The sequence below is a fragment of the Rhizobium freirei PRF 81 genome (assembly GCF_000359745.1).
Lineage (GTDB): Bacteria > Pseudomonadota > Alphaproteobacteria > Rhizobiales > Rhizobiaceae > Rhizobium > Rhizobium freirei.
In genome coordinates this window covers 84,143-101,655 of sequence record NZ_AQHN01000072.1, presented here as the reverse complement: position 1 = coordinate 101,655, position 17,513 = coordinate 84,143, and the positions used below count along the sequence as shown (strand labels likewise).

At 61.8% G+C, this 17,513-nt stretch carries 16 protein-coding genes; 5 read left to right on the top strand and 11 right to left on the bottom strand.

The features are described from left to right. Positions 1-10: 10 nt before the first annotated feature. Entirely contained in the window at positions 11-781 is a 771-nt protein-coding gene (locus RHSP_RS19480) for a carbon-nitrogen hydrolase family protein (protein WP_037153083.1), read from the bottom strand. A 218-nt stretch (positions 782-999) separates the two neighbouring features. On the opposite strand from RHSP_RS19480, the gene RHSP_RS19475 reads away from it, so the two are divergent. Then, positions 1,000-2,370: a TIGR03808 family TAT-translocated repetitive protein gene (locus RHSP_RS19475; protein WP_004121428.1), complete on the top strand. Its 1,371-nt coding sequence runs from the start codon at positions 1,000-1,002 to the stop codon at positions 2,368-2,370. Here the strand turns inward: RHSP_RS19475 and RHSP_RS19470 are convergent. The 7 genes from RHSP_RS19470 to RHSP_RS19440 all read right to left on the bottom strand — a co-directional run bounded on the left by RHSP_RS19470 (position 2,367) and on the right by RHSP_RS19440 (position 12,777). Continuing rightward, on the bottom strand, positions 2,367-3,155 hold the full coding sequence (locus RHSP_RS19470; RefSeq protein WP_004121424.1) for a crotonase/enoyl-CoA hydratase family protein: 789 nt from the start codon (positions 3,153-3,155) through the stop codon (positions 2,367-2,369). The two genes, RHSP_RS19475 and RHSP_RS19470, sit on opposite strands and share 4 nt — an antisense overlap. Beyond that, positions 3,152-4,021 carry a hydroxymethylglutaryl-CoA lyase gene (locus RHSP_RS19465; protein WP_004121422.1) on the bottom strand — a complete coding sequence of 290 codons (870 nt, stop codon included), beginning with the start codon at positions 4,019-4,021 and terminating at the stop codon, positions 3,152-3,154. Before RHSP_RS19465 ends, RHSP_RS19470 begins: the two co-directional genes overlap by 4 nt. Next, the gene (locus RHSP_RS19460) at positions 4,018-6,006 is read right to left on the bottom strand and encodes an acetyl/propionyl/methylcrotonyl-CoA carboxylase subunit alpha (protein WP_004121420.1); all 1,989 of its coding nucleotides are present in this window, start codon (positions 6,004-6,006) and stop codon (positions 4,018-4,020) included. Before RHSP_RS19460 ends, RHSP_RS19465 begins: the two co-directional genes overlap by 4 nt. Before the next feature lie 9 nt (positions 6,007-6,015). Then, on the bottom strand, positions 6,016-6,399 hold the full coding sequence (locus RHSP_RS19455) for a RidA family protein (RefSeq protein ID WP_037153079.1): 384 nt from the start codon (positions 6,397-6,399) through the stop codon (positions 6,016-6,018). 10 nt (positions 6,400-6,409) lie between these two features. Next, entirely contained in the window at positions 6,410-8,017 is a 1,608-nt protein-coding gene (locus RHSP_RS19450) for a carboxyl transferase domain-containing protein (RefSeq protein ID WP_037153076.1), read from the bottom strand. 36 nt (positions 8,018-8,053) lie between these two features. Further along, entirely contained in the window at positions 8,054-9,217 is a 1,164-nt protein-coding gene (locus tag RHSP_RS19445; protein WP_004121414.1) for an isovaleryl-CoA dehydrogenase, read from the bottom strand. An 86-nt stretch (positions 9,218-9,303) separates the two neighbouring features. After that, positions 9,304-12,777 carry an indolepyruvate ferredoxin oxidoreductase family protein gene (locus RHSP_RS19440; RefSeq protein WP_004121412.1) on the bottom strand — a complete coding sequence of 1,158 codons (3,474 nt, stop codon included), beginning with the start codon at positions 12,775-12,777 and terminating at the stop codon, positions 9,304-9,306. Positions 12,778-13,080: 303 nt separating this feature from the next. On the opposite strand from RHSP_RS19440, the gene RHSP_RS19435 reads away from it, so the two are divergent. Further along, positions 13,081-13,740: a glutathione S-transferase family protein gene (locus tag RHSP_RS19435; protein WP_004121408.1), complete on the top strand. Its 660-nt coding sequence runs from the start codon at positions 13,081-13,083 to the stop codon at positions 13,738-13,740. A 6-nt stretch (positions 13,741-13,746) separates the two neighbouring features. Here RHSP_RS19435 and RHSP_RS19430 read toward each other — a convergent pair whose 3' ends face one another. Then, positions 13,747-14,643, bottom strand: a complete 897-nt coding sequence (locus RHSP_RS19430; protein ID WP_037153073.1) for a LysR substrate-binding domain-containing protein — start codon at positions 14,641-14,643, stop codon at positions 13,747-13,749. Positions 14,644-14,794: 151 nt separating this feature from the next. Between RHSP_RS19430 and RHSP_RS19425 the strand changes: the two genes are divergently transcribed. Together RHSP_RS19425 and RHSP_RS19420 are read left to right on the top strand one after the other, a co-directional pair. Further along, the gene (locus tag RHSP_RS19425) at positions 14,795-14,980 is read left to right on the top strand and encodes a hypothetical protein (RefSeq protein ID WP_037153070.1); all 186 of its coding nucleotides are present in this window, start codon (positions 14,795-14,797) and stop codon (positions 14,978-14,980) included. Between the two features lie 27 nt (positions 14,981-15,007). Beyond that, complete coding sequence (locus RHSP_RS19420) at positions 15,008-15,364, top strand: MmcQ/YjbR family DNA-binding protein (RefSeq protein WP_004121400.1); 357 nt, start codon at positions 15,008-15,010, stop codon at positions 15,362-15,364. A 5-nt stretch (positions 15,365-15,369) separates the two neighbouring features. Here RHSP_RS19420 and RHSP_RS19415 read toward each other — a convergent pair whose 3' ends face one another. Beyond that, positions 15,370-15,990, bottom strand: a complete 621-nt coding sequence (locus tag RHSP_RS19415) for a glutathione S-transferase family protein (RefSeq protein WP_037153257.1) — start codon at positions 15,988-15,990, stop codon at positions 15,370-15,372. A 147-nt stretch (positions 15,991-16,137) separates the two neighbouring features. Beyond that, a complete protein-coding gene (locus tag RHSP_RS19410) occupies positions 16,138-16,494 on the bottom strand; it encodes a hypothetical protein (RefSeq protein WP_004121393.1) in 357 nt (118 codons plus the stop codon). Between the two features lie 125 nt (positions 16,495-16,619). Here RHSP_RS19410 and RHSP_RS19405 point away from each other — a divergent pair, with 125 nt between their 5' ends. Beyond that, positions 16,620-17,375, top strand: coding sequence for a DeoR/GlpR family DNA-binding transcription regulator (locus RHSP_RS19405; protein ID WP_004121390.1), 756 nt, complete (start codon positions 16,620-16,622; stop codon positions 17,373-17,375). Positions 17,376-17,513 lie beyond the last annotated feature (138 nt).

The following is a 17,513-nucleotide window of genomic DNA, read 5'->3' as shown; positions in this document are numbered from 1 at the left end:
ATTTGCACGATTATGTAGCGATGCGATCCGCTTTTTGAGCGAATCCGCGTTCGGGTTGTCTATCAGGCAGATCGAAGACGAGCACATCCTCGCTATAGGGTTTGGCTTTCGCCACAACGACACCGTTCGGATCGACGATGGCGCTGCTGCCATAGCTCACCCAGCCGTCGTCGTTGCTGCCGACCACATCCGATGCCATCACCCAGCATCCCGTGTGCCTGGCGCATATCTGCAGGCTCGATATGCCTGGCTTGTGCCACCTCTCCACCTTGTGGGGCCTGAGCATCAGATTGATGGGATTGCAGATGAGGCCGGCGCCCTTTCGGGCGAGACGCCTTGAGGTATAGGGATATCTCAGATCGGCGCAGATATTGATGCCGAAGCGCCAATGCCCTTCCTCCCAGACAGGAAAATCCTTCCCGGGCGTACAGCCCTTTTCAAGCGGATGGGCCTTGGCATAGACCCCGACTATCCGGCCTGCCTTGGCGACCATGGCACTATTGTAGAGCGCATCGCCCCTCTTTTCGAAAAAACCGACGATCGCAGTCGTCTTCCCGGAGGCGAAGCGGCCGACAAGGGCGTTCAACCTGATATCGTCGAGAGAAAGCGCGCGGCTCTTGGCTGTGGCCTTGTTATAGCTATGCCCCTGCAGGTAACATTCGGGAAAAAGGGCGAGATCGACGCCCTGCGCTTCGGCCCAGGCCAGATCGTGCGCCAAGACCTCGGCCGTCTGCTCGACGGCATCGAAAAGTGCCAGACGTTGAAAAGTCGCGATCCGCATGCGGCAGAACTAGCATAGGTGGTGAGTCGCCCCTAGCACCAACCGACTGAACTGCGATCGCCATCCGCGCCGGATTGGTCAAGGAAGGATGGAACCTATCGCTCGTCCGGCAGCGCCAAATGCCTGCGAACAGTGGCTTGATATCCCAGGCGTGCCAAAACGAGACAAATTTGACTGGCACGATTTCTGCTTCACGCACAGCGTTTCAGGAGCCTGCAATGATCCAGCGCCGTGCCTTCCTCGCTTCTCTGGCTGCTTCGGCCACCGCCGGCCTGTTTGCGCCCGGCATCTTCGCTGCGCCGCTTGCCAGAACTAGCGGGGCAGACTTGCGTGGCTCGATCGATGCCATCGCCTACAAGGCGACTCCAGGCACCAGCGATATGAAAAGCGGCAAGCTGCAGGCGTTGATCGACAATGCCGCGCGCAGCAACGTGCCGCTCTTCCTGCCACCCGGCAATTACACCGTGTCCAACCTGACGCTTCCGGACAATGCTCGGATTACCGGCGTACCCGGCGCCACACGCTTGATCTATGGCGGCGACGGCTATCTGATGAATGCCGACAAGGCCAAGCGCATCGAGCTTTCCGGGCTCGTTCTCGACGGCGGCAATCGCTGGCTGGCCGACTATGCCGGAGCCCTCCTGCAATTTGCAGGCGTCGGTGATGTACGGATCGACAATTGCGAGATCGCCGGCAGCCGCAAGCACGCGCTGCAACTGGAGCGCTGCGGCGGCCGGATCGAACGCAGCCGCATTTCCGGTGCAGCCGAGGCCGGCATCTACTCCGTCCAATCCACCGGATTGCAGGTGACAGGCAACAGCATCGAGGATTGCGGCAATGGCGGCGTCCTCATCCATCGCTGGGATAAGGCGGAGGACGGCAGCAGCGTCACCGACAACCGCATAGCCCGCATCCGCGCAAATGGCGGCGGCACCGGCCAGAACGGCAACGGCATCAATGTCTTCCGCGCCGACGGCGTGCAGGTGTCCGGCAACCGCATCACCGATTGCGCCTTCACCGCGATCCGCGCGAATTCGGCATCGAATGTGCAGATCTCGGGCAACCAGTGCCTGCACTCCGGCGAGACGGCGATCTACTGCGAATTCGAATTCGAAGGCGCCGTCATCAACAACAACCTGATCGATGTCGCCACGAACGGCATTGCCGTCACCAATTTCGACAAGGGCGGCCGGCTCGCAAGCGTCACCGGCAATGTCATCCGCAACCTGTCGACAACAGCCCCCTATGCGCAGGAGGGTGGGTTCGGCATCGGCATTTCCGCGGAGGCCGATACGCTGATTTCCGACAACGTCATCGAGAACGCGCCGCTCTGCGGCCTGAAACTCGGCTGGGGACCTTATCTTCGTAATGTCGTCGCCACCGGCAATATCGTCCGACATGCCGGCATCGGCTGCATAGTATCGGTGGCGGATGGCGCGGGCTCTGCCGTCATTTCAAGCAATCTCTTTCAGGAGATGGAGAAAGGCGCGATCATGGGCTTTCGCTGGGACAAGCCCGCCTCCGGCGATCTCTCTGTTGGAAGCTCACAATTTCCGCAATTAACCGTGGCGAACAACAGAGTGATTTAAGCCCGCCGCCAGTTCGGCTGGCGCTTTTCGAAGAAGGCGGTGATGCCCTCTTTCGCCTCCTCGGTTTCCCATGCATCGGCCAATTGCTCGACGACGTCGTCGATCATGCCATCGGTGATCGGCCGGCCGACCGAGCGGGCCAGTGCCTTGGCGCGCGCCGCAGCCTGTGGAGATGCCGAAAGGAAATGGCGGATCTCGGCCTCGACAGCTTCATCTAGCGCCTCCTCGGCAACGACGCGGGACAGCAGGCCGGTGGCGTGCGCCTGCCACGCATCGATGATCTTGCCGGAAAGGAAGAGCGGACGAGCATTCGCCTCGCCGATACGGGCGACCACATAGGGGCTGATCGTGGCGGGGATGATGCCGAGGCGTACTTCCGTCAGGCCGAAACGGGCCGTCGATGCGGCAATGACCATGTCGCAGACGCTGAGGACGCCGATGCCGCCGCCGAAGGCATTGCCCTGGACACGGGCAATCAAAGGCTTGGGCAGCTCGTTCAGCGCCTTGAACAGCATGGCAAGCCGGCGCGCCTCGACCATGCGCCCCGCACGCGTCGCATCGAACTGCGCGCGCATCCAGCCGAGATCGCCGCCCGCACAAAAGCTAGCACCCTCGCCGGTGAGCACGACGACACGGACCGTCTTGTCATTGCCAAGATCGCGGACTGCCGAGGTCAAGGCATCGATCATCTCGGCCGAGAGAGCATTGTGCTTATCCGGGCGCGCCAGCGTAAGGCTGGCAACGCCGCGTTCATCGGTTGCGATATGGATTGTTTGCGACGTCATGAAGCACTCCTGAGGCTGCGGGCAAAGGCGGCGGCACGGGCGAGCTTCTTTTCATCAAGGCCTGTGTCGTAGCCATGTGCCGCCAAATAGTCGTGCACCGCGACGGTATCGACATTGCCCTTCGCGCCGGGGGCGAAAGGGCAGCCGCCGAGACCGCCGGCGGCGGCATCGAACACGCGCAAGCCGCGATCGAGGGCAACGGCGATATTATCGAGCGCCCGGCCGGACGTGTCGTGAAAATGTCCGGCAAGAGCCGAAACCGGAAGTTCGCCCAGAACCGCTGCAAGCATCCGATCCACGGCCTCCGGCGTGCCCCTGCCGATCGTGTCACCGAGACTGATCTCATAGCAGCCGAGCGCCCGCAGCTGCCAGGCGACATCAACGACATTCTTCGGCAGCACGGCACCTTCATAAGGGCATTCGACGACGCAACTGGCATAGCCGCGTAACGGGACGCCGCGATCGCGGCTTGCAGCAGCCACCGGCCGGAAGCGCTCGATGCTTTCGGCGATCGAACAGTTGATATTGCGCTGCGAGAATGTTTCCGAGGCCGACGCAAAGATCGCCACCTCATCGGCACCGGCCACAATTGCCGCTTCGAAGCCCTGCATGTTGGGCGCCAGTGCTGCGTAGCGGACGCCAGGCCTGCGTTCTATCCCGGCCATGACGGCGGCGGCGTCGGCAAGTTGCGGCACCCATTTCGGACTGACGAAGCTGGTGACTTCGATGCGGGTGAAGCCGCAGTCGGAGAGCAGATTGACCAGCTCGATCTTGCGTGCGGTATCGATCGGCTGCTTTTCGTTCTGCAGGCCGTCGCGCGGGGCCATCTCGACGATGGTCACCTGATTGGAGCGTTCACCACTCATGCCGCATCCTCCGGGCGGAGTGCCAGAAGCACGGCGCTCTCGCTGGTCTGGTCTCCTTCGCCGACGTTCAAGCTCTCGACGATGCCATCACGCATCGCCGTCAGCGTCAGTTCCATCTTCATGGCCTCCATGACGATCAGCGCCTGCCCCTTTGCCACCGTGTCGCCCTCGCGGACGCGGACGATCTTGACGAGGCCGGGCATCGGGGCGATCAGCCTGTCGCCGCCGGCCGCCGCCTCTTCTCCGCCATCGAGCGGATCGTGACGATGGAAGTGGTGCGTATGCCCATCCATGAACAGCGTCGTGCTATTCGATGCTTCGAAGATGGTGACGCTCGACTGGCGGCCATCGATCTCGACGCGACGAGCCCCGTCTTCTGCCGGCAAAAGCCGAACCGGAATGGCGTGATCCTTGAGCGCGACGCTGAAAAGCGCCCTTCCCTTTGCGGCCACGCGGCAATGTATGTGCCCGCCGCCGAAATGCAGCGTGACGGGACGGCTCAATTCGCCCCAAAGCTGCCATGCACCAAGCGAAAGCCAGGGATTGCTTTCATCGGGCTGAGCGAAACCGCCAGCCTCGACGATCGCGGCAACGGCAAGCGCTGCATCGTCAGGCTGTTGCGCCGAGGTCAGCGCCTCCATGTCCCGGTCGATCAGCCCGGTGTCCGGATGGCCGGCGGTAAAATCCGGCTGGCGGCTGAGACGGATGAGGAAATCGAGATTGGTGGTGGTTTCGGCAACCTGCGTCTGCTCCAACCCGCGCGTGAGCTTGGCAAGGGCGGCCGCTCGATCCGGCGCATGCACCGTCAGCTTGGCAATCAACGGATCGTAGTGCGGGGTGATGGTGTCGCCCTCGCGCACGCCGGCATCGATGCGGACATCGCCTTCGGGAAAGCGCAAGTGCGAGAGGGTGCCGGTTGCCGGCAGGAAGCCGCGCGAGGGGTCTTCCGCATAGATGCGCGCCTCGAGGGCCCAGCCGTTTATGGTGAGTTCATCTTGCCTCTTCGGCAGCGGTTCGCCACTTGCAACGCGCAATTGCCACTCGACAAGATCGACGCCCGCGATCGCCTCGGTGACAGGATGCTCGACCTGCAACCGTGTGTTCATTTCCATGAAGAAGAAGCGATCCGGCGACAGGCCGTCTGAGATATCGACGATGAATTCGACCGTGCCAGCGCCGCGATAATCGATGGCGCGGGCGGCGCGAACCGCCGCTTCCCCCATGGCGCTACGCATCTCTTCCGTCATGCCAGGCGCCGGTGCCTCCTCGATCACCTTCTGGTGCCGGCGCTGCAGCGAGCAATCGCGCTCGAAGAGATGCACGGCATTGCCATTGATATCGCCGAAGACCTGGATCTCGATGTGGCGTGGCTTGATCAGGTATTTCTCGATCAGCACGGCATCGTCGCCGAAAGCGGATTTCGCCTCGCGCTTCGCCGCCTCCAGCGAGGCTGCAAAATCCTCCGGCCGGTCGACCCGGCGCATACCCTTGCCGCCACCGCCCGCCCGCGCCTTGATGAGGACAGGAAAGCCGATGCCATCGGCCTGCTCGGCAAGAAGGCCGGCCTCCTGCCCATCGCCGTGATAGCCGGGGACGACAGGCACGCCGGCCCGCTCCATCAGCGCCTTGGCGGCGTCCTTGAGCCCCATGGCCCGGATCGAGGCCGGCGGCGGGCCGATGAAGACCAAGCCTGCGGCCTCGACAGCTTCGGCAAAGTCCGCGTTTTCGGAGAGAAAACCGTAGCCGGGATGGATGGCTTCCGCACCTGTGCGCTGAGCCGCCGCAATGATCTTCTGCTTCGAAAGATAGCTGTCGCTCGCAGCAGCCGGGCCGATGTGAACGGCCTCGTCGGCCAGTGCCACGTGCAGGGCATCCCGATCGGCATCGGAATAGACGGCGACCGTGCGGATACCCAGGCGCCTTGCGGTGTGGATGACCCGGCAGGCGATTTCGCCGCGATTGGCGATCAGTATCTTCGAGAACATCGGCAAACCCTATTGCGCGGCAATGACTTCGACTTCGAGCAGCCAGGCGGTGTCGAAAATACCGGCGATCACGACCGTCATGGCCGGCGTGAGCGGGCCTAGATATTCGGCGCGGATCTCGCGGTTTTCCATCGTGTGGTGCCGGTCGGCGAGAAAGGTGGTGACCTTGACGATATCATCCTTGGTCATACCGGCCGCTTTGAGCTGGGCATCGACATTCAGCCAGGCTTGCCGAGCCTGCGCCTTGAACCCCTCAGGCAGCGTATCGTCCGACGTCATCGGGATCTGGCCGCTGACAAACAGCAATCGCTCGAAATTTTCGAGCTTTACGGCCTGCGCATAGCCGCCGCGCGGCTGCGGCGCATTCTTGGCATTGATGGCATCGCGTTTCATTTCCATCTCCTCACATCCTGAACAGACCGAAGCGTGTGTCTTCGATCGGCGCGTTGAGTGCTGCTGAAAGCGACAGAGCCAGCACGTCGCGGCTCTTGCGCGGATCGATGATGCCATCGTCCCAGAGGCGGGCCGAGGCGTAGAGCGGATGGCTCTGGGTTTCGAACATTTTGAGCGTCGGCGCCTTGAAGGCGGCCTCCTCCTCCTTCGTCCAGGGCTTGCCGGCGCGGGCCAGCGCCTCGCCGCGCACCGTGGCGAGCACGCCCGCTGCCTGCTCCCCGCCCATGACCGAGATGCGGCTGTTGGGCCAGGTCCAGAGGAAGCGCGGCGAATAGGCGCGGCCGGCCATGCCGTAATTGCCGGCACCGAAGGAGCCACCGATCAACATGGTGACCTTCGGAACCTTGGTCGTCGCAACGGCCGTCACCAGCTTCGCACCGTTCTTGGCTATACCCTCAGTCTCGTATTTCCGGCCAACCATGAAACCGGTGATGTTCTGCAGGAAGACGAGCGGAATTTTGCGCTGCGAGCAAAGTTCGACGAAATGCGCGCCTTTCAGCGCCGACTCCGAGAAGAGCACGCCGTTATTGGCGATGATGCCAACGGGAATGCCGTGGATATGGGCGAAGCCGCAGACCAGCGTCGTGCCGTAGCGCGCCTTGAATTCATCGAGGCGGGAGCCGTCCACCATGCGGGCTATGACTTCGCGCACATCATAGGGCGTGCGCAGGTCGGAAGGAACGATGCCGAGGATTTCTTCGGGATCGTAGAGCGGCGCCTCCGGCGTGCGAAACTCGACGCCGTCAGGCTTGCGGCGATTGAGATTGGCGACCACCTGCCGGGCGAGCGCAAGCGCATGGGCATCGTCGCGCGCCAGATGATCGGCGACGCCGGAAAGGCGCGTATGGACATCGCCGCCGCCGAGATCCTCGGCCGAGACCACCTCCCCCGTCGCCGCCTTGACGAGCGGCGGACCGGCGAGAAAGATCGTCCCCTGCTTCTCGACGATGATGGTTTCGTCGGACATAGCAGGCACATAGGCGCCGCCTGCCGTGCAGGAGCCCATGACGACGGCAATCTGCGGAATGCCGGCGGCCGACATATTGGCCTGATTGTAGAAGATGCGGCCGAAATGATCGCGATCCGGAAAGACTTCGTCCTGGTTCGGCAGGTTGGCGCCACCGGAATCGACGAGATAGATGCAAGGGAGATTGTTCTCCGCGGCGATCTCCTGCGCGCGAAGATGCTTCTTCACCGTGATCGGATAGTAGGTGCCGCCTTTGACCGTGGCATCGTTGCAGACGATCATGCAGTCACGGCCCGAAACGCGGCCGATGCCGGCGATCAGGCCGGCGCCCGGGGCCTCATCGCTATGCATTCCATGGGCGGCCGTCGCGCCGATCTCCAGAAACGGCGTGGCGGGATCGATCAAGCCGGCGACGCGATCGCGCGGCAGCATCTTGCCGCGGCTCACATGCCGCTCGCGCGCCTGCGCTCCGCCGCCTTCCGCCGCCTTCGACGCCGCAGCCTCGGCGACCCCGATCGCCTCCAGCAACGCCGCACGATTGTCGCGGAAGCGATCGGAATGCGTCGATATCTCTGATTTCAGGACGGTCATGCGGCCTCACTCGATCGAGTAAAATGGAATTCGAAATCAGGCCGTTTCGCCGAACAACTCGCGGCCGATCAGCATGCGCCGGATTTCGGACGTGCCAGCGCCGATCTCGTAGAGCTTGGCGTCGCGCAGCAGACGTCCGGCGGGATAATCGTTGGTATAGCCATTGCCACCGAGCGCCTGGATGCATTCGAGCGCCAGCGCCGTCGCCTTCTCGGCGGAATAGAGAATGCAGCCGGCGGCATCCTTGCGGGTCGTTTCGCCGCGATCGCAGGCGGCTGCGACCGCATAGACATAGGCGCGCGCGGCATTCATGGTGACATACATGTCGGCAAGCTTACCCTGCATGAGCTGGAATTCGCCGATCGACTGGCCGAACTGCCTGCGCTCATGCATGTAGGGCAGCACCACATCCATGCAGGCGGCCATGATGCCGACGGGACCGCCCGACAGCACGACGCGCTCATAGTCGAGGCCCGACATCAGCACACGCACGCCGCCATCGACTTGGCCCAGAACATTTTCCTCCGGCACTTCGCAATCGACGAAGATCAGTTCCGACGTGTGGGAGCCGCGCATGCCAAGCTTGTCGAGCTTCTGGCCGACGGAGAAGCCGGGGAAGCCCTTTTCGACGAGAAAGGCGGTGATCCCTCGCGGGCCGGCATCGGGCGAAGTCTTGGCGTAGACGACGAGGACATCGGCGTCCGGCCCATTGGTGATCCACATCTTGCTGCCGTTCAGCACATAATGATGGCCGCGCTTTTCGGCTTGGAGTTTCATGGAGACGACATCCGAGCCGGCGCCCGGTTCCGACATGGCCAAGGCGCCGACATGCTCGCCGGAGATCAGCTTCGGAAGATAGCGCTCCTTCTGCGCGGTCGTGCCGTTGCGATGGATCTGGTTGACGCAAAGGTTGGAATGGGCGCCATAGCTGAGGCCGACGGAAGCCGAAGCGCGGCTGATCTCTTCCATGACAACCGTGTGGGCGAGATAACCGAGGCCGGCGCCGCCAAAGGCCTCATCGACGGTGACCCCGAGCAAGCCGAGATCGCCCATCTCCTTCCAGAGATGCATCGGGAAGCCATTGTTGCGATCGATCTCATCGGCGATCGGCGCGATGCGGTGGTTGGCAAAACGGCGCACCTGCTCGCGCAGCGCATCGATGTCCTCCCCAAGCGCGAAGTTCAATCCCCCTGCAAACATCCGGCTTCTCCTCCCGACCGTCGCAAACGTCCGATCCTTGTGAACGTATATCTCTTTATGCCCGCTTCAAGCGCCCGCCTTAGCCGTCATGCGGCATTGGCCGGCACTTGCTGCTTCTCCCGTGGCGTCTCATAGGCCTTCATCTTGTCCGCGATCTTCGCCATGATCTTGCGGATCGCCTCTTCCTTGACCGGGCCGAACCCTCTTATCTCGTCAAACAACGATAGGAGGACAAGGGCCTCGGCTTCGTTGTCGTGGCGCAGACCTGCAAGTACACGCCCGGCAATCCCTTCGTATTCGGCAATCAGGCGGCGTTCCACCCGACGCTCCTCCATATAGCCGAAGGGATCGAAGACGGTGCCGCGCAGCCGCTTCATCGGCGCAAGGGCGCGCAGCAACGGCAGGATCCAGGCGCCGAATTCGCGCTTCTTCGGCCGGCCGTTCGGATCCTTCCCACCTAAGATCGGCGGGGCAAGATTGAAGGCCAGCTTGAAATCGCCCTCCATCTCCTCCCGCAGCTGTGCCTCGAAGGCAGGATCCGTCAGAAGACGGGCGACCTCGTATTCATCCTTATACGCCAGAACCCGCGCATAGGTGACGGCAACGGCAAAAGGCACCTTGTCCGAAAGCCGCTCCCTGATTGCCAAGGCATTGGCATGAGCCACGAAACGAGCATAGCGCTCGGCAAGCGCGCTGTCCTGATAGGCAGTCAGATGTGCCTTGCGATGCTTGATGAGGTCTTCCAGGCTCTTATCCGCCAGCGTCTTGGCGGCATCCGGCTCGGCGATCATGGCCTCCACGGCCTGCGGATCATGCGCCAGAAGCCGGCCCCAATGGAAAGCGGAAAGGCTCGCTTTGACCGCGACGCCGTTGAGCTCGATCGCCTTTTCGATCGCCTCCAACGACAGCGGCAGCAAGCCGCGCTGCCAGGCAAAGCCGGTGAGCAGGATGTTGGTCGACATGGCATCGCCGGTGACTTCGGTTGCCACATGGTTGAAATCGACGAAGACGGATTTGTCGCTGACCGTCTTGGCGATCGTGTCCTGAACCGAGCCGGCCTTGAAGTCGAAATCGCGATTACGCACGAAATCGGCAACCGGCATCAGGCCCGTGTTGACGATGGCAATGGTCCGCATCGATGAACAGAGTGTAATCGCGTCCTTGGAGGCGCCCACAACCTCATCCGCTGATAACAGCAGATCAGCACCGCCGTTGACGATGCGCGACGAGGTGACGTCGGCCTGATTGAGACCGATGCGCAGATGGCTCATGACGGCGCCGCCCTTCTGGGCAAGGCCGGCCATATCGAGGATCATCGGCACCTTGCCGTCGAGATGCGCAGCCATCTCGAGGATCGCGCCGATGGTCAGAATGCCGGTGCCGCCGATGCCGGCAATTGCGATGTTCCAGGGGCGATCGGCGATGACGGGAATTTCTGGCATCGGTGCTTCGATATCCGCATGTTCCAGAGCCTTCCGCTTGCGGCGCTTGCCGCCATGGACGGTGACGAAGGACGGGCAGAAGCCTTTGACGCAGGAGAAATCCTTGTTGCAGCTCGACTGGTTGATCTGGCGCTTGCGGCCGAATTCCGTCTCCAGCGGCTCGACGGAGATGCAATTGGATTGCACCGAGCAATCGCCGCAGCCCTCGCAGACCGCAGAATTGATGAAGACGCGCTTGGCCGGATCCTCCATCAAGCCTCGGCTGCGACGACGGCGCTTCTCGGCCGCGCAGGTCTGGACATAGACGATCGCCGAGCAGCCTTCGGTGTCGCGCAAGGTCAGCATCACCTGATCGATATGGTCGCGATGCAGCACCTTGACGCCGGGCGCCAGCTCGGAGGCGGTGTAAGCGTCGGGATTGTCCGACAGCAGGTAGATCGGTTTGACGCCCTCGTCATGCAACTGCTTCGTCACCAGTTGCGGCGTAAGGTGCCCGTCGATCTGCTGGCCGCCGGTCATGGCGACTGCATCGTTGTAGAGCAGCTTGTAGGTGACGTTGACCTTGGCGGCGACGGACTGGCGGACAGCGAGAATGCCGGAGTGGAAATAGGTGCCGTCGCCGAGATTGACGAACATGTGCTTTTCGTCGGTGTAACGGGCGATCGCCGTCCACGGCACGCCTTCGCCGCCCATCTGCGTGAAGGTCTCGGTGCTGCGGTCCATCCAGGTGACCATGTAGTGGCAACCAATACCAGCGGCGGCGCGGCTGCCTTCGGGAACGCGGGTGGAGGTATTGTGCGGACAGCCGGAGCAGAAGAACGGCGTGCGGTTCAGCGGCGCCACATGGCTGCGGCTGATCTGGCCGCGCTCGGCAAGATGAGCAAGCTTGGCCGCGATGCGGTCATGCAGACCCTGGTCGAGATCGAGCTTGACGATGCGGCCGGCGATGGCTCTTGCGACCGCGCCGACGGTCAGTGCCGAAGACAGGCTGAGATAGGGTTTGTCGTGCTCGTCGAACTTGCCAACGATGCGCGGGCGGACATCGGCGCGCCAATTGAACAGCTGCTGCTTGATCTGGTTTTCGATGATCTCGCGTCGCTCTTCGACGACAAGCACCTCATCCAGCCCTTCGGAGAAATGCCGAACTGCCTCCGGCTCCAGCGGCCAGGGCATCCGCACCTTGAGGATACGCAGGCCGATATCAGCCATCTCCCGTGGGCCAATCTCGAGTTCGCGCAGCGCCTGCAGCACGTCCTCATAGGCCTTGCCAGACGAGATGATGCCGAAGCGGGCATTGGGGACGTCATGCGTCACTTGGTCGACGCGATTGGCGCGGGCAAAGGCGATGGCAGCATAGGCTTTGTAGTTCTGCAGGCGATCGTCCTGGATCAGCGGCGGATCTGGCCAGCGCAGATTGAGGCCGCCGGGCGGCAATTCGAAATCACTCGGCAAGACAAATTGCCGCTTTTCGCCGGAGAGATCGACGGCTGCGGTCGTCTCGACCGTGTCGGCAATGAATTTCATGCCGACCCAGCAGCCGGAGTAGCGCGACATGGCGATGCCGAGCAGGCCGTATTCCAGAAACTCGTGGATGGATGAGGGATAGATGACCGGAATGAGCGCCGACATGAAATCATGGTCGGTCTGGTGCGGAATGGTCGAGGATTTGGCGGAGTGATCATCGCCGGCGAAACAGAGGACGCCGCCATGCCTGGAGGTGCCGGCCGCATTACCATGCTTCAGCACGTCGCCGGAGCGATCGACGCCGGGGCCCTTGCCATACCAGATGCCGAGCACGCCGTCCTTGCGGGCGCCGGGCGAAAGACCGACCTGCTGCGAGCCCCAGACGGCCGTTGCGGCAAGATCCTCGTTGATGCCGGGCTGAAAGGTGACGTCATGCGCATCGAGATAGGTCTGCGCTTTCAGAAGCTGCTGGTCGTAGCCGCCGAGCGGCGAGCCGCGGTAACCGGAAATGAAGGCTGCCGTGTTGAGACCGGCCGCCCGGTCGCGCCGCATCTGGGTCATGGGCAGCCGCACCAGCGCCTGCAGGCCGGTCATGAAAACGCGGCCGTCCTCTGCGGTATATTTGTCGTCTAGCGAAACGCCGGTCGCAAGCATCTGCTCTCCTCCCGAGATCGCAGTCACCGATTGCCCATATGCATTTCACCGGATGCCTCCTACCGCATCCGACGAAAGCCGTGATCGAACGGTAACATGCACCGACGCTAATTTCCGAACGAAGGCTAGGCCTCCGCAGCATGATTTGCAAAGATTTCGGCCGGTTGGCAGATGTTTTCGTGCTTACGGAGCAAGCTGCGCTGCCATCCATCACAAGCTTTCATAAGAGATATCAGCCGCAGGATCTTTTACTCGTCCGGCCCTCCCAATAATGTCGCGCCGACTCGAATCTGGGAGACCCACATGCTGACGATCTACGGTGTCTATCGCTCGCGCGCCTCGCGCAATTACTGGATGGCGGAGGAGCTCGGCATCGAGTTCAAATCCGTGCCCGTGATCCAGGCCGGCCGGCTTGCCAATCCGCTCGCCGTCGACGCGCCGATCAACACGATGTCGCCGGAGTTTCTGACGGTCAATCCGATGGGCATGATCCCCTGCATCAAGGATGGCGACCTCACGATGCATGAATCGCTTGCCATCAACCTCTACCTCGCGCGCAGATATGGCGGCCCGCTTGCCGGCAAGACGGTGGAAGAGGAAGGGCTGATGTCGATGTGGACCATGTGGGCAGCGACCGAAGTCGAACCCTACAGCGTCGCGCTCGTACGCATCTATGACAATGCGCAGGAAAGCAGCGAGCCCGGCAAGGCCGGGATCGCGGTCGCCTGCCGCTCACTGAAAAAGCCGCTCGACGTGCTGGAAAAGCACCTGCAAAATCAGGACTACCTCGTCGGGAACCGCTTTACCGCCGCCGACCTCAACCTCGCGGAAGTGCTGCGCTACGCCCAGACCGAGCAAGAATTGTTCGACGCTCGCCCGAAGATGAAGGCATGGATCGAACGCTGCCAGTCGCGTGCCGCCTACAAGGCCATGCAGGCGACGCGCGGCAAGGAGTCGGTCTGATATTGGTTATTGGAAGAGGCGCATGCTCTCTTCCATCTCCTCACGGATCCAAGTCTTGAAAGCGGTGACTTTCTTCGGCTCCCGCACGCCTTCGGCCGTAACGAAATAGTGGCCGAAGCCCGTTCTGGCGCGGATGCCGAAGGGATCGACGAGGCATTTCTGCTCCAGGGCATAGGCGGCCAGCGTCTGCCAGGCGAGCATCACACCCTGCCCCGCCATGGCGGCATCGAGGCAGAGCGATGCATCGTTGAAGATGTGCCGCTCTTCCATGCAATGGCCTGATAGGCCAGCCTTTTTCAGCCAGACCTCCCAGCCGAACATCGCATGTCCGTCGATCACCGCAGGGACTTTCAGCAGGTCTGCGGGCTCCCGGAGCGTGGCGGCGATCCGCGGCGTGACGACCGGGAAGACTTCCTGTGCCAGCAACAGCTCTGACTTGACATCCGGCCACTGCCCGCTGCCGACCCGAATACCGATATCGACGTCCGATGTCGCCGGATTGATCAGCCGTGTGGTGGCGTCGATGCGCAGGCGGATATCGGGGTGACGATTGGCAAAGCGATCGAGGCGATACACCAGCCAGCGGGCGGCAAAAACCGGGGCAACGGAAATGGTGAGAATATTCTCATCCTTATGCTGCGCGACCGCCACCGCTGCCGATAATGCCTTGAAACCCTCCTCCAGCCGGGCCAGCACCGCGGCACCGGCTTCCGTCATCATCATGCCCTTCGGCGTGCGCTCGAACAACGGCCGGCCCAATTGCGCCTCGGCCTTGATGACCTGCTGGCTGACCGCGCCGATCGTCACGCCGAGTTCATCCGCAGCAGCCTGCAGCGACCCCAGCCGCCCCACCGCTTCCACGGCTCGAAGGCCATTCAAATGCACGCTGTTGAGATTTCGCATATAGAATATCTATATCAGTATCTCGTCATTCTCAATTGAATAAAGCGAGAACCGGCGCGATTATTGCAGCATGGAATTGAAACCTGCCGCCGCCAGGCCGGCCGATGCCCTTATGGTTGCATCGATGCGGAGAAATCTCAGGAGGCATACCATGTCCATATTGAAGCTTTTCTTCAATGACTTGCAGGATGAAAATCGCAGGCAGGAAGACGATCCGCTGCAGCATCCGCTGCTCGCGGCCATGTCTCTCGAAGAACTCGCCGACCTGCCGCTCATGCCGGAAAACCTCGGCCGGCCTATGGACAAAAGAGCCGCTCAACCGGAAGAATGCACTTAGGAGAGACCCTACGCCTCTGGAGCGAACATGTCCTCAAACGTCGATATGGATGTCATCGCGGAACGACTGAACAGGCTCGTGATGCAAGCCCGGCTGCCGGAAGTCGAACCCGGCACACATTACGGCCTGCCGGCATTCAAGGTCGGCGGCAAGGCATTCGTGACGGTCAAGAACAACGAGACCATCGTGCTGTCGCTGCCGATCGACCGCAAGGAACAGCTGATGGAAATGGCGCCGGAGATCTATTTCCAGACGGATCACTATGTCGGCTGGCCTTCCCTGCCCCTGCGCATCACCGCGATTGGTGACGAAGAACTGCAGCGGCGTTTGATCGAGGCGTGGCGATACCGCGCCCCGAAAAAACTTCTGGCAACATTCGGCTGACGGGATCAGCCTGCTTCGACGGCAAGCGCCTTCTTGACGGCGGGGCGCTCGAGCATACGCGCATAATGGGCGCTCACCTTCGCGAACTGGTCGCGGTCAACATTGTCACCCGGCAGCCATTTCGCCATGGTGAAAAGATAGCCGTCTGCGACCGTATATTGCTCACCCATCACCCAGGGACCTTTCAGCATGTTGTCCTCGATCATGGCGAAGCTTTCCGTCATGGTCTGTGGAACCTTGGCTTTCATCGTCTCGATGGCTGCGGCATCGTCGGTCCAGCGATAGCCACGCCCCTTGTGCGAATGGTTCACATGAACGGTCGAGGCGATATAGCTGTTGAAGGCCTGCATCCGGGCAAACTCGAAGGGATCGTCGAGCGGTGCCAGCTTTGCGGCGGGCGCGATCTGGGCGACGTAAGCCAGAATCGCAATGTTTTCTGTAATGACGCCCTTGTCGGTGACCAGGGCCGGCACGCGGCCCTTCGGGTTGATGGCCAGATAGTCCGGCTGGCGCTGATCGCCATTGGCAAGATTGAGGCGCCGGGGCTCGTAGGTAAGGCCGGACTCTTCCAGGGCGATGAGGCTGGCGAGAGCGCAGCTTCCGGGCGCAAAATAGAATGTCAGCATGTTGCGTTCCTCGATTGGATCCCATCCGACGCTAAAGGCAACCGGGCCAATACGGAAGTGGCCGATGCTGATACCTTCTACAAAAGGTTTTGATCGGTCGGCAGACATGCCCATCCTCATGGGGTTGTGAGGATGGGCAACCTAGGTTCAGGCGCAGCCGGGTACGTCTTCCAGTCTGTACCAGACCGGAATGCCGCGCTCGCGGGCGATACGGACATCATTGTCGGCACCCTTGGAATCACCCGGCAATCTCAGAACGCCCTCACAAAGCTGCAGCAGGCGGCCGGCCGTCGGATGGAAGATCTCCTCGTAGAGATCGTCGCCGATGCTCTTGCCGCCGGCCGCGTGCCAGACCGGCAAGGCGACCCATTCGCCGATCATCGGCAGATGCCCGGCCTTGAACAAGGCATAGGACGGCTCCTCCAGGCGCTTGAGGTTCTCGGCCATCTTCTTCGGGTCGTCCGCGGTGCCGGAGCGATACGGGCCGGCAATCAAGATCAACATGTCATGTCTCCATTTTTCCTCCTGCTTCCTGCAGGAATTTGCACGAATATGCGCATATTTTCTTGAATGTCGAATCTATTTTGATAGAATCACGATATTTCATGAAATAACGTGCAGAGATCGACATGCTGACCAGCCAACGCAAAGCCCTCATCCTCGACAGATTGCGCCGGGACGGCCAAGTGATCGCCAAGGCTCTGGCCGACGATCTCAGCCTTTCCGAAGACACGATCCGCAGGGATCTGCGGGAGATGGCGGCGGAAAAGCTGCTGAAGCGCGTGCATGGCGGCGCATTGCCGCTTTCGCCCGATCTTCCCGATTTCTCGGCGCGTCAGGCGGTCTCATCGGAGGAGAAGCGCCGGCTTGGAGCCTTTGCGGCGGGGATGATCAAGTCGGGCCAGACCGCGTTTCTCGATGGCGGCACCACCAATGCCGAGATCGCCCGTCGTCTCCCGAAGGATCTTGCCGTCACCATCGTCACCCATAGCCCGACGATAACAGGCGAGCTGGAGCATCATCCCGTCGCCGAAGTCATCCTGATCGGCGGCAAGCTCTACAAGCATTCGATGGTGGCGACGGGGGCTGCCGCCATGGCGGCGATCGCATCCATAAGGGCCGATATCTTCTTTCTGGGCGTCACTGCCATCCACCCCGCCCACGGCTTTTCGACCGGCGATTTCGAGGAAGCCGCCATCAAGCGGCATATCGCGCAGTGCTCGGCGGAAACCTACGTACTGGCGACGGCTGAAAAGCTGGATGCCGCCTCCCCATGCCAGATTCTGCCGATCAAGGGCGTTTCCGGCCTGATCGTACCCTCCGATATTCCCGAGGAACGCCTGGCACCCTACCGCAATGCCGGCGTGCCGATTTTCCTGGCCTGACGCGCACATCGCATCCAACCCTTGGAAAAGAGATAGTTCGTCAGGATTTGCGCCGCCGTCATCATGATGCGGTCGAAGATTGATCCTATGCCGACCGGACATCGGCATGCCTTGCGGTCATTGCCGATCAAGTCTACC

Excerpts from the sequence above, each read along its gene's own strand:
- RHSP_RS19480 (WP_037153083.1), bottom strand. The coding sequence starts at position 781 with ATGCGGATCGCGACTTTTCAACGTCTGGCACTTTTCGATGCCGTCGAG.
- RHSP_RS19475 (WP_004121428.1), top strand. The coding sequence starts at position 1,000 with ATGATCCAGCGCCGTGCCTTCCTCGCTTCTCTGGCTGCTTCGGCCACC.
- RHSP_RS19470 (WP_004121424.1), bottom strand. The coding sequence starts at position 3,155 with ATGACGTCGCAAACAATCCATATCGCAACCGATGAACGCGGCGTTGCC.
- RHSP_RS19465 (WP_004121422.1), bottom strand. The coding sequence starts at position 4,021 with ATGAGTGGTGAACGCTCCAATCAGGTGACCATCGTCGAGATGGCCCCG.
- RHSP_RS19460 (WP_004121420.1), bottom strand. The coding sequence starts at position 6,006 with ATGTTCTCGAAGATACTGATCGCCAATCGCGGCGAAATCGCCTGCCGG.
- RHSP_RS19455 (WP_037153079.1), bottom strand. The coding sequence starts at position 6,399 with ATGAAACGCGATGCCATCAATGCCAAGAATGCGCCGCAGCCGCGCGGC.
- RHSP_RS19450 (WP_037153076.1), bottom strand. The coding sequence starts at position 8,017 with ATGACCGTCCTGAAATCAGAGATATCGACGCATTCCGATCGCTTCCGC.
- RHSP_RS19445 (WP_004121414.1), bottom strand. The coding sequence starts at position 9,217 with ATGTTTGCAGGGGGATTGAACTTCGCGCTTGGGGAGGACATCGATGCG.
- RHSP_RS19440 (WP_004121412.1), bottom strand. The coding sequence starts at position 12,777 with ATGCTTGCGACCGGCGTTTCGCTAGACGACAAATATACCGCAGAGGAC.
- RHSP_RS19435 (WP_004121408.1), top strand. The coding sequence starts at position 13,081 with ATGCTGACGATCTACGGTGTCTATCGCTCGCGCGCCTCGCGCAATTAC.
- RHSP_RS19430 (WP_037153073.1), bottom strand. The coding sequence starts at position 14,643 with ATGCGAAATCTCAACAGCGTGCATTTGAATGGCCTTCGAGCCGTGGAA.
- RHSP_RS19425 (WP_037153070.1), top strand. The coding sequence starts at position 14,795 with ATGTCCATATTGAAGCTTTTCTTCAATGACTTGCAGGATGAAAATCGC.
- RHSP_RS19420 (WP_004121400.1), top strand. The coding sequence starts at position 15,008 with ATGTCCTCAAACGTCGATATGGATGTCATCGCGGAACGACTGAACAGG.
- RHSP_RS19415 (WP_037153257.1), bottom strand. The coding sequence starts at position 15,990 with ATGCTGACATTCTATTTTGCGCCCGGAAGCTGCGCTCTCGCCAGCCTC.
- RHSP_RS19410 (WP_004121393.1), bottom strand. The coding sequence starts at position 16,494 with ATGTTGATCTTGATTGCCGGCCCGTATCGCTCCGGCACCGCGGACGAC.
- RHSP_RS19405 (WP_004121390.1), top strand. The coding sequence starts at position 16,620 with ATGCTGACCAGCCAACGCAAAGCCCTCATCCTCGACAGATTGCGCCGG.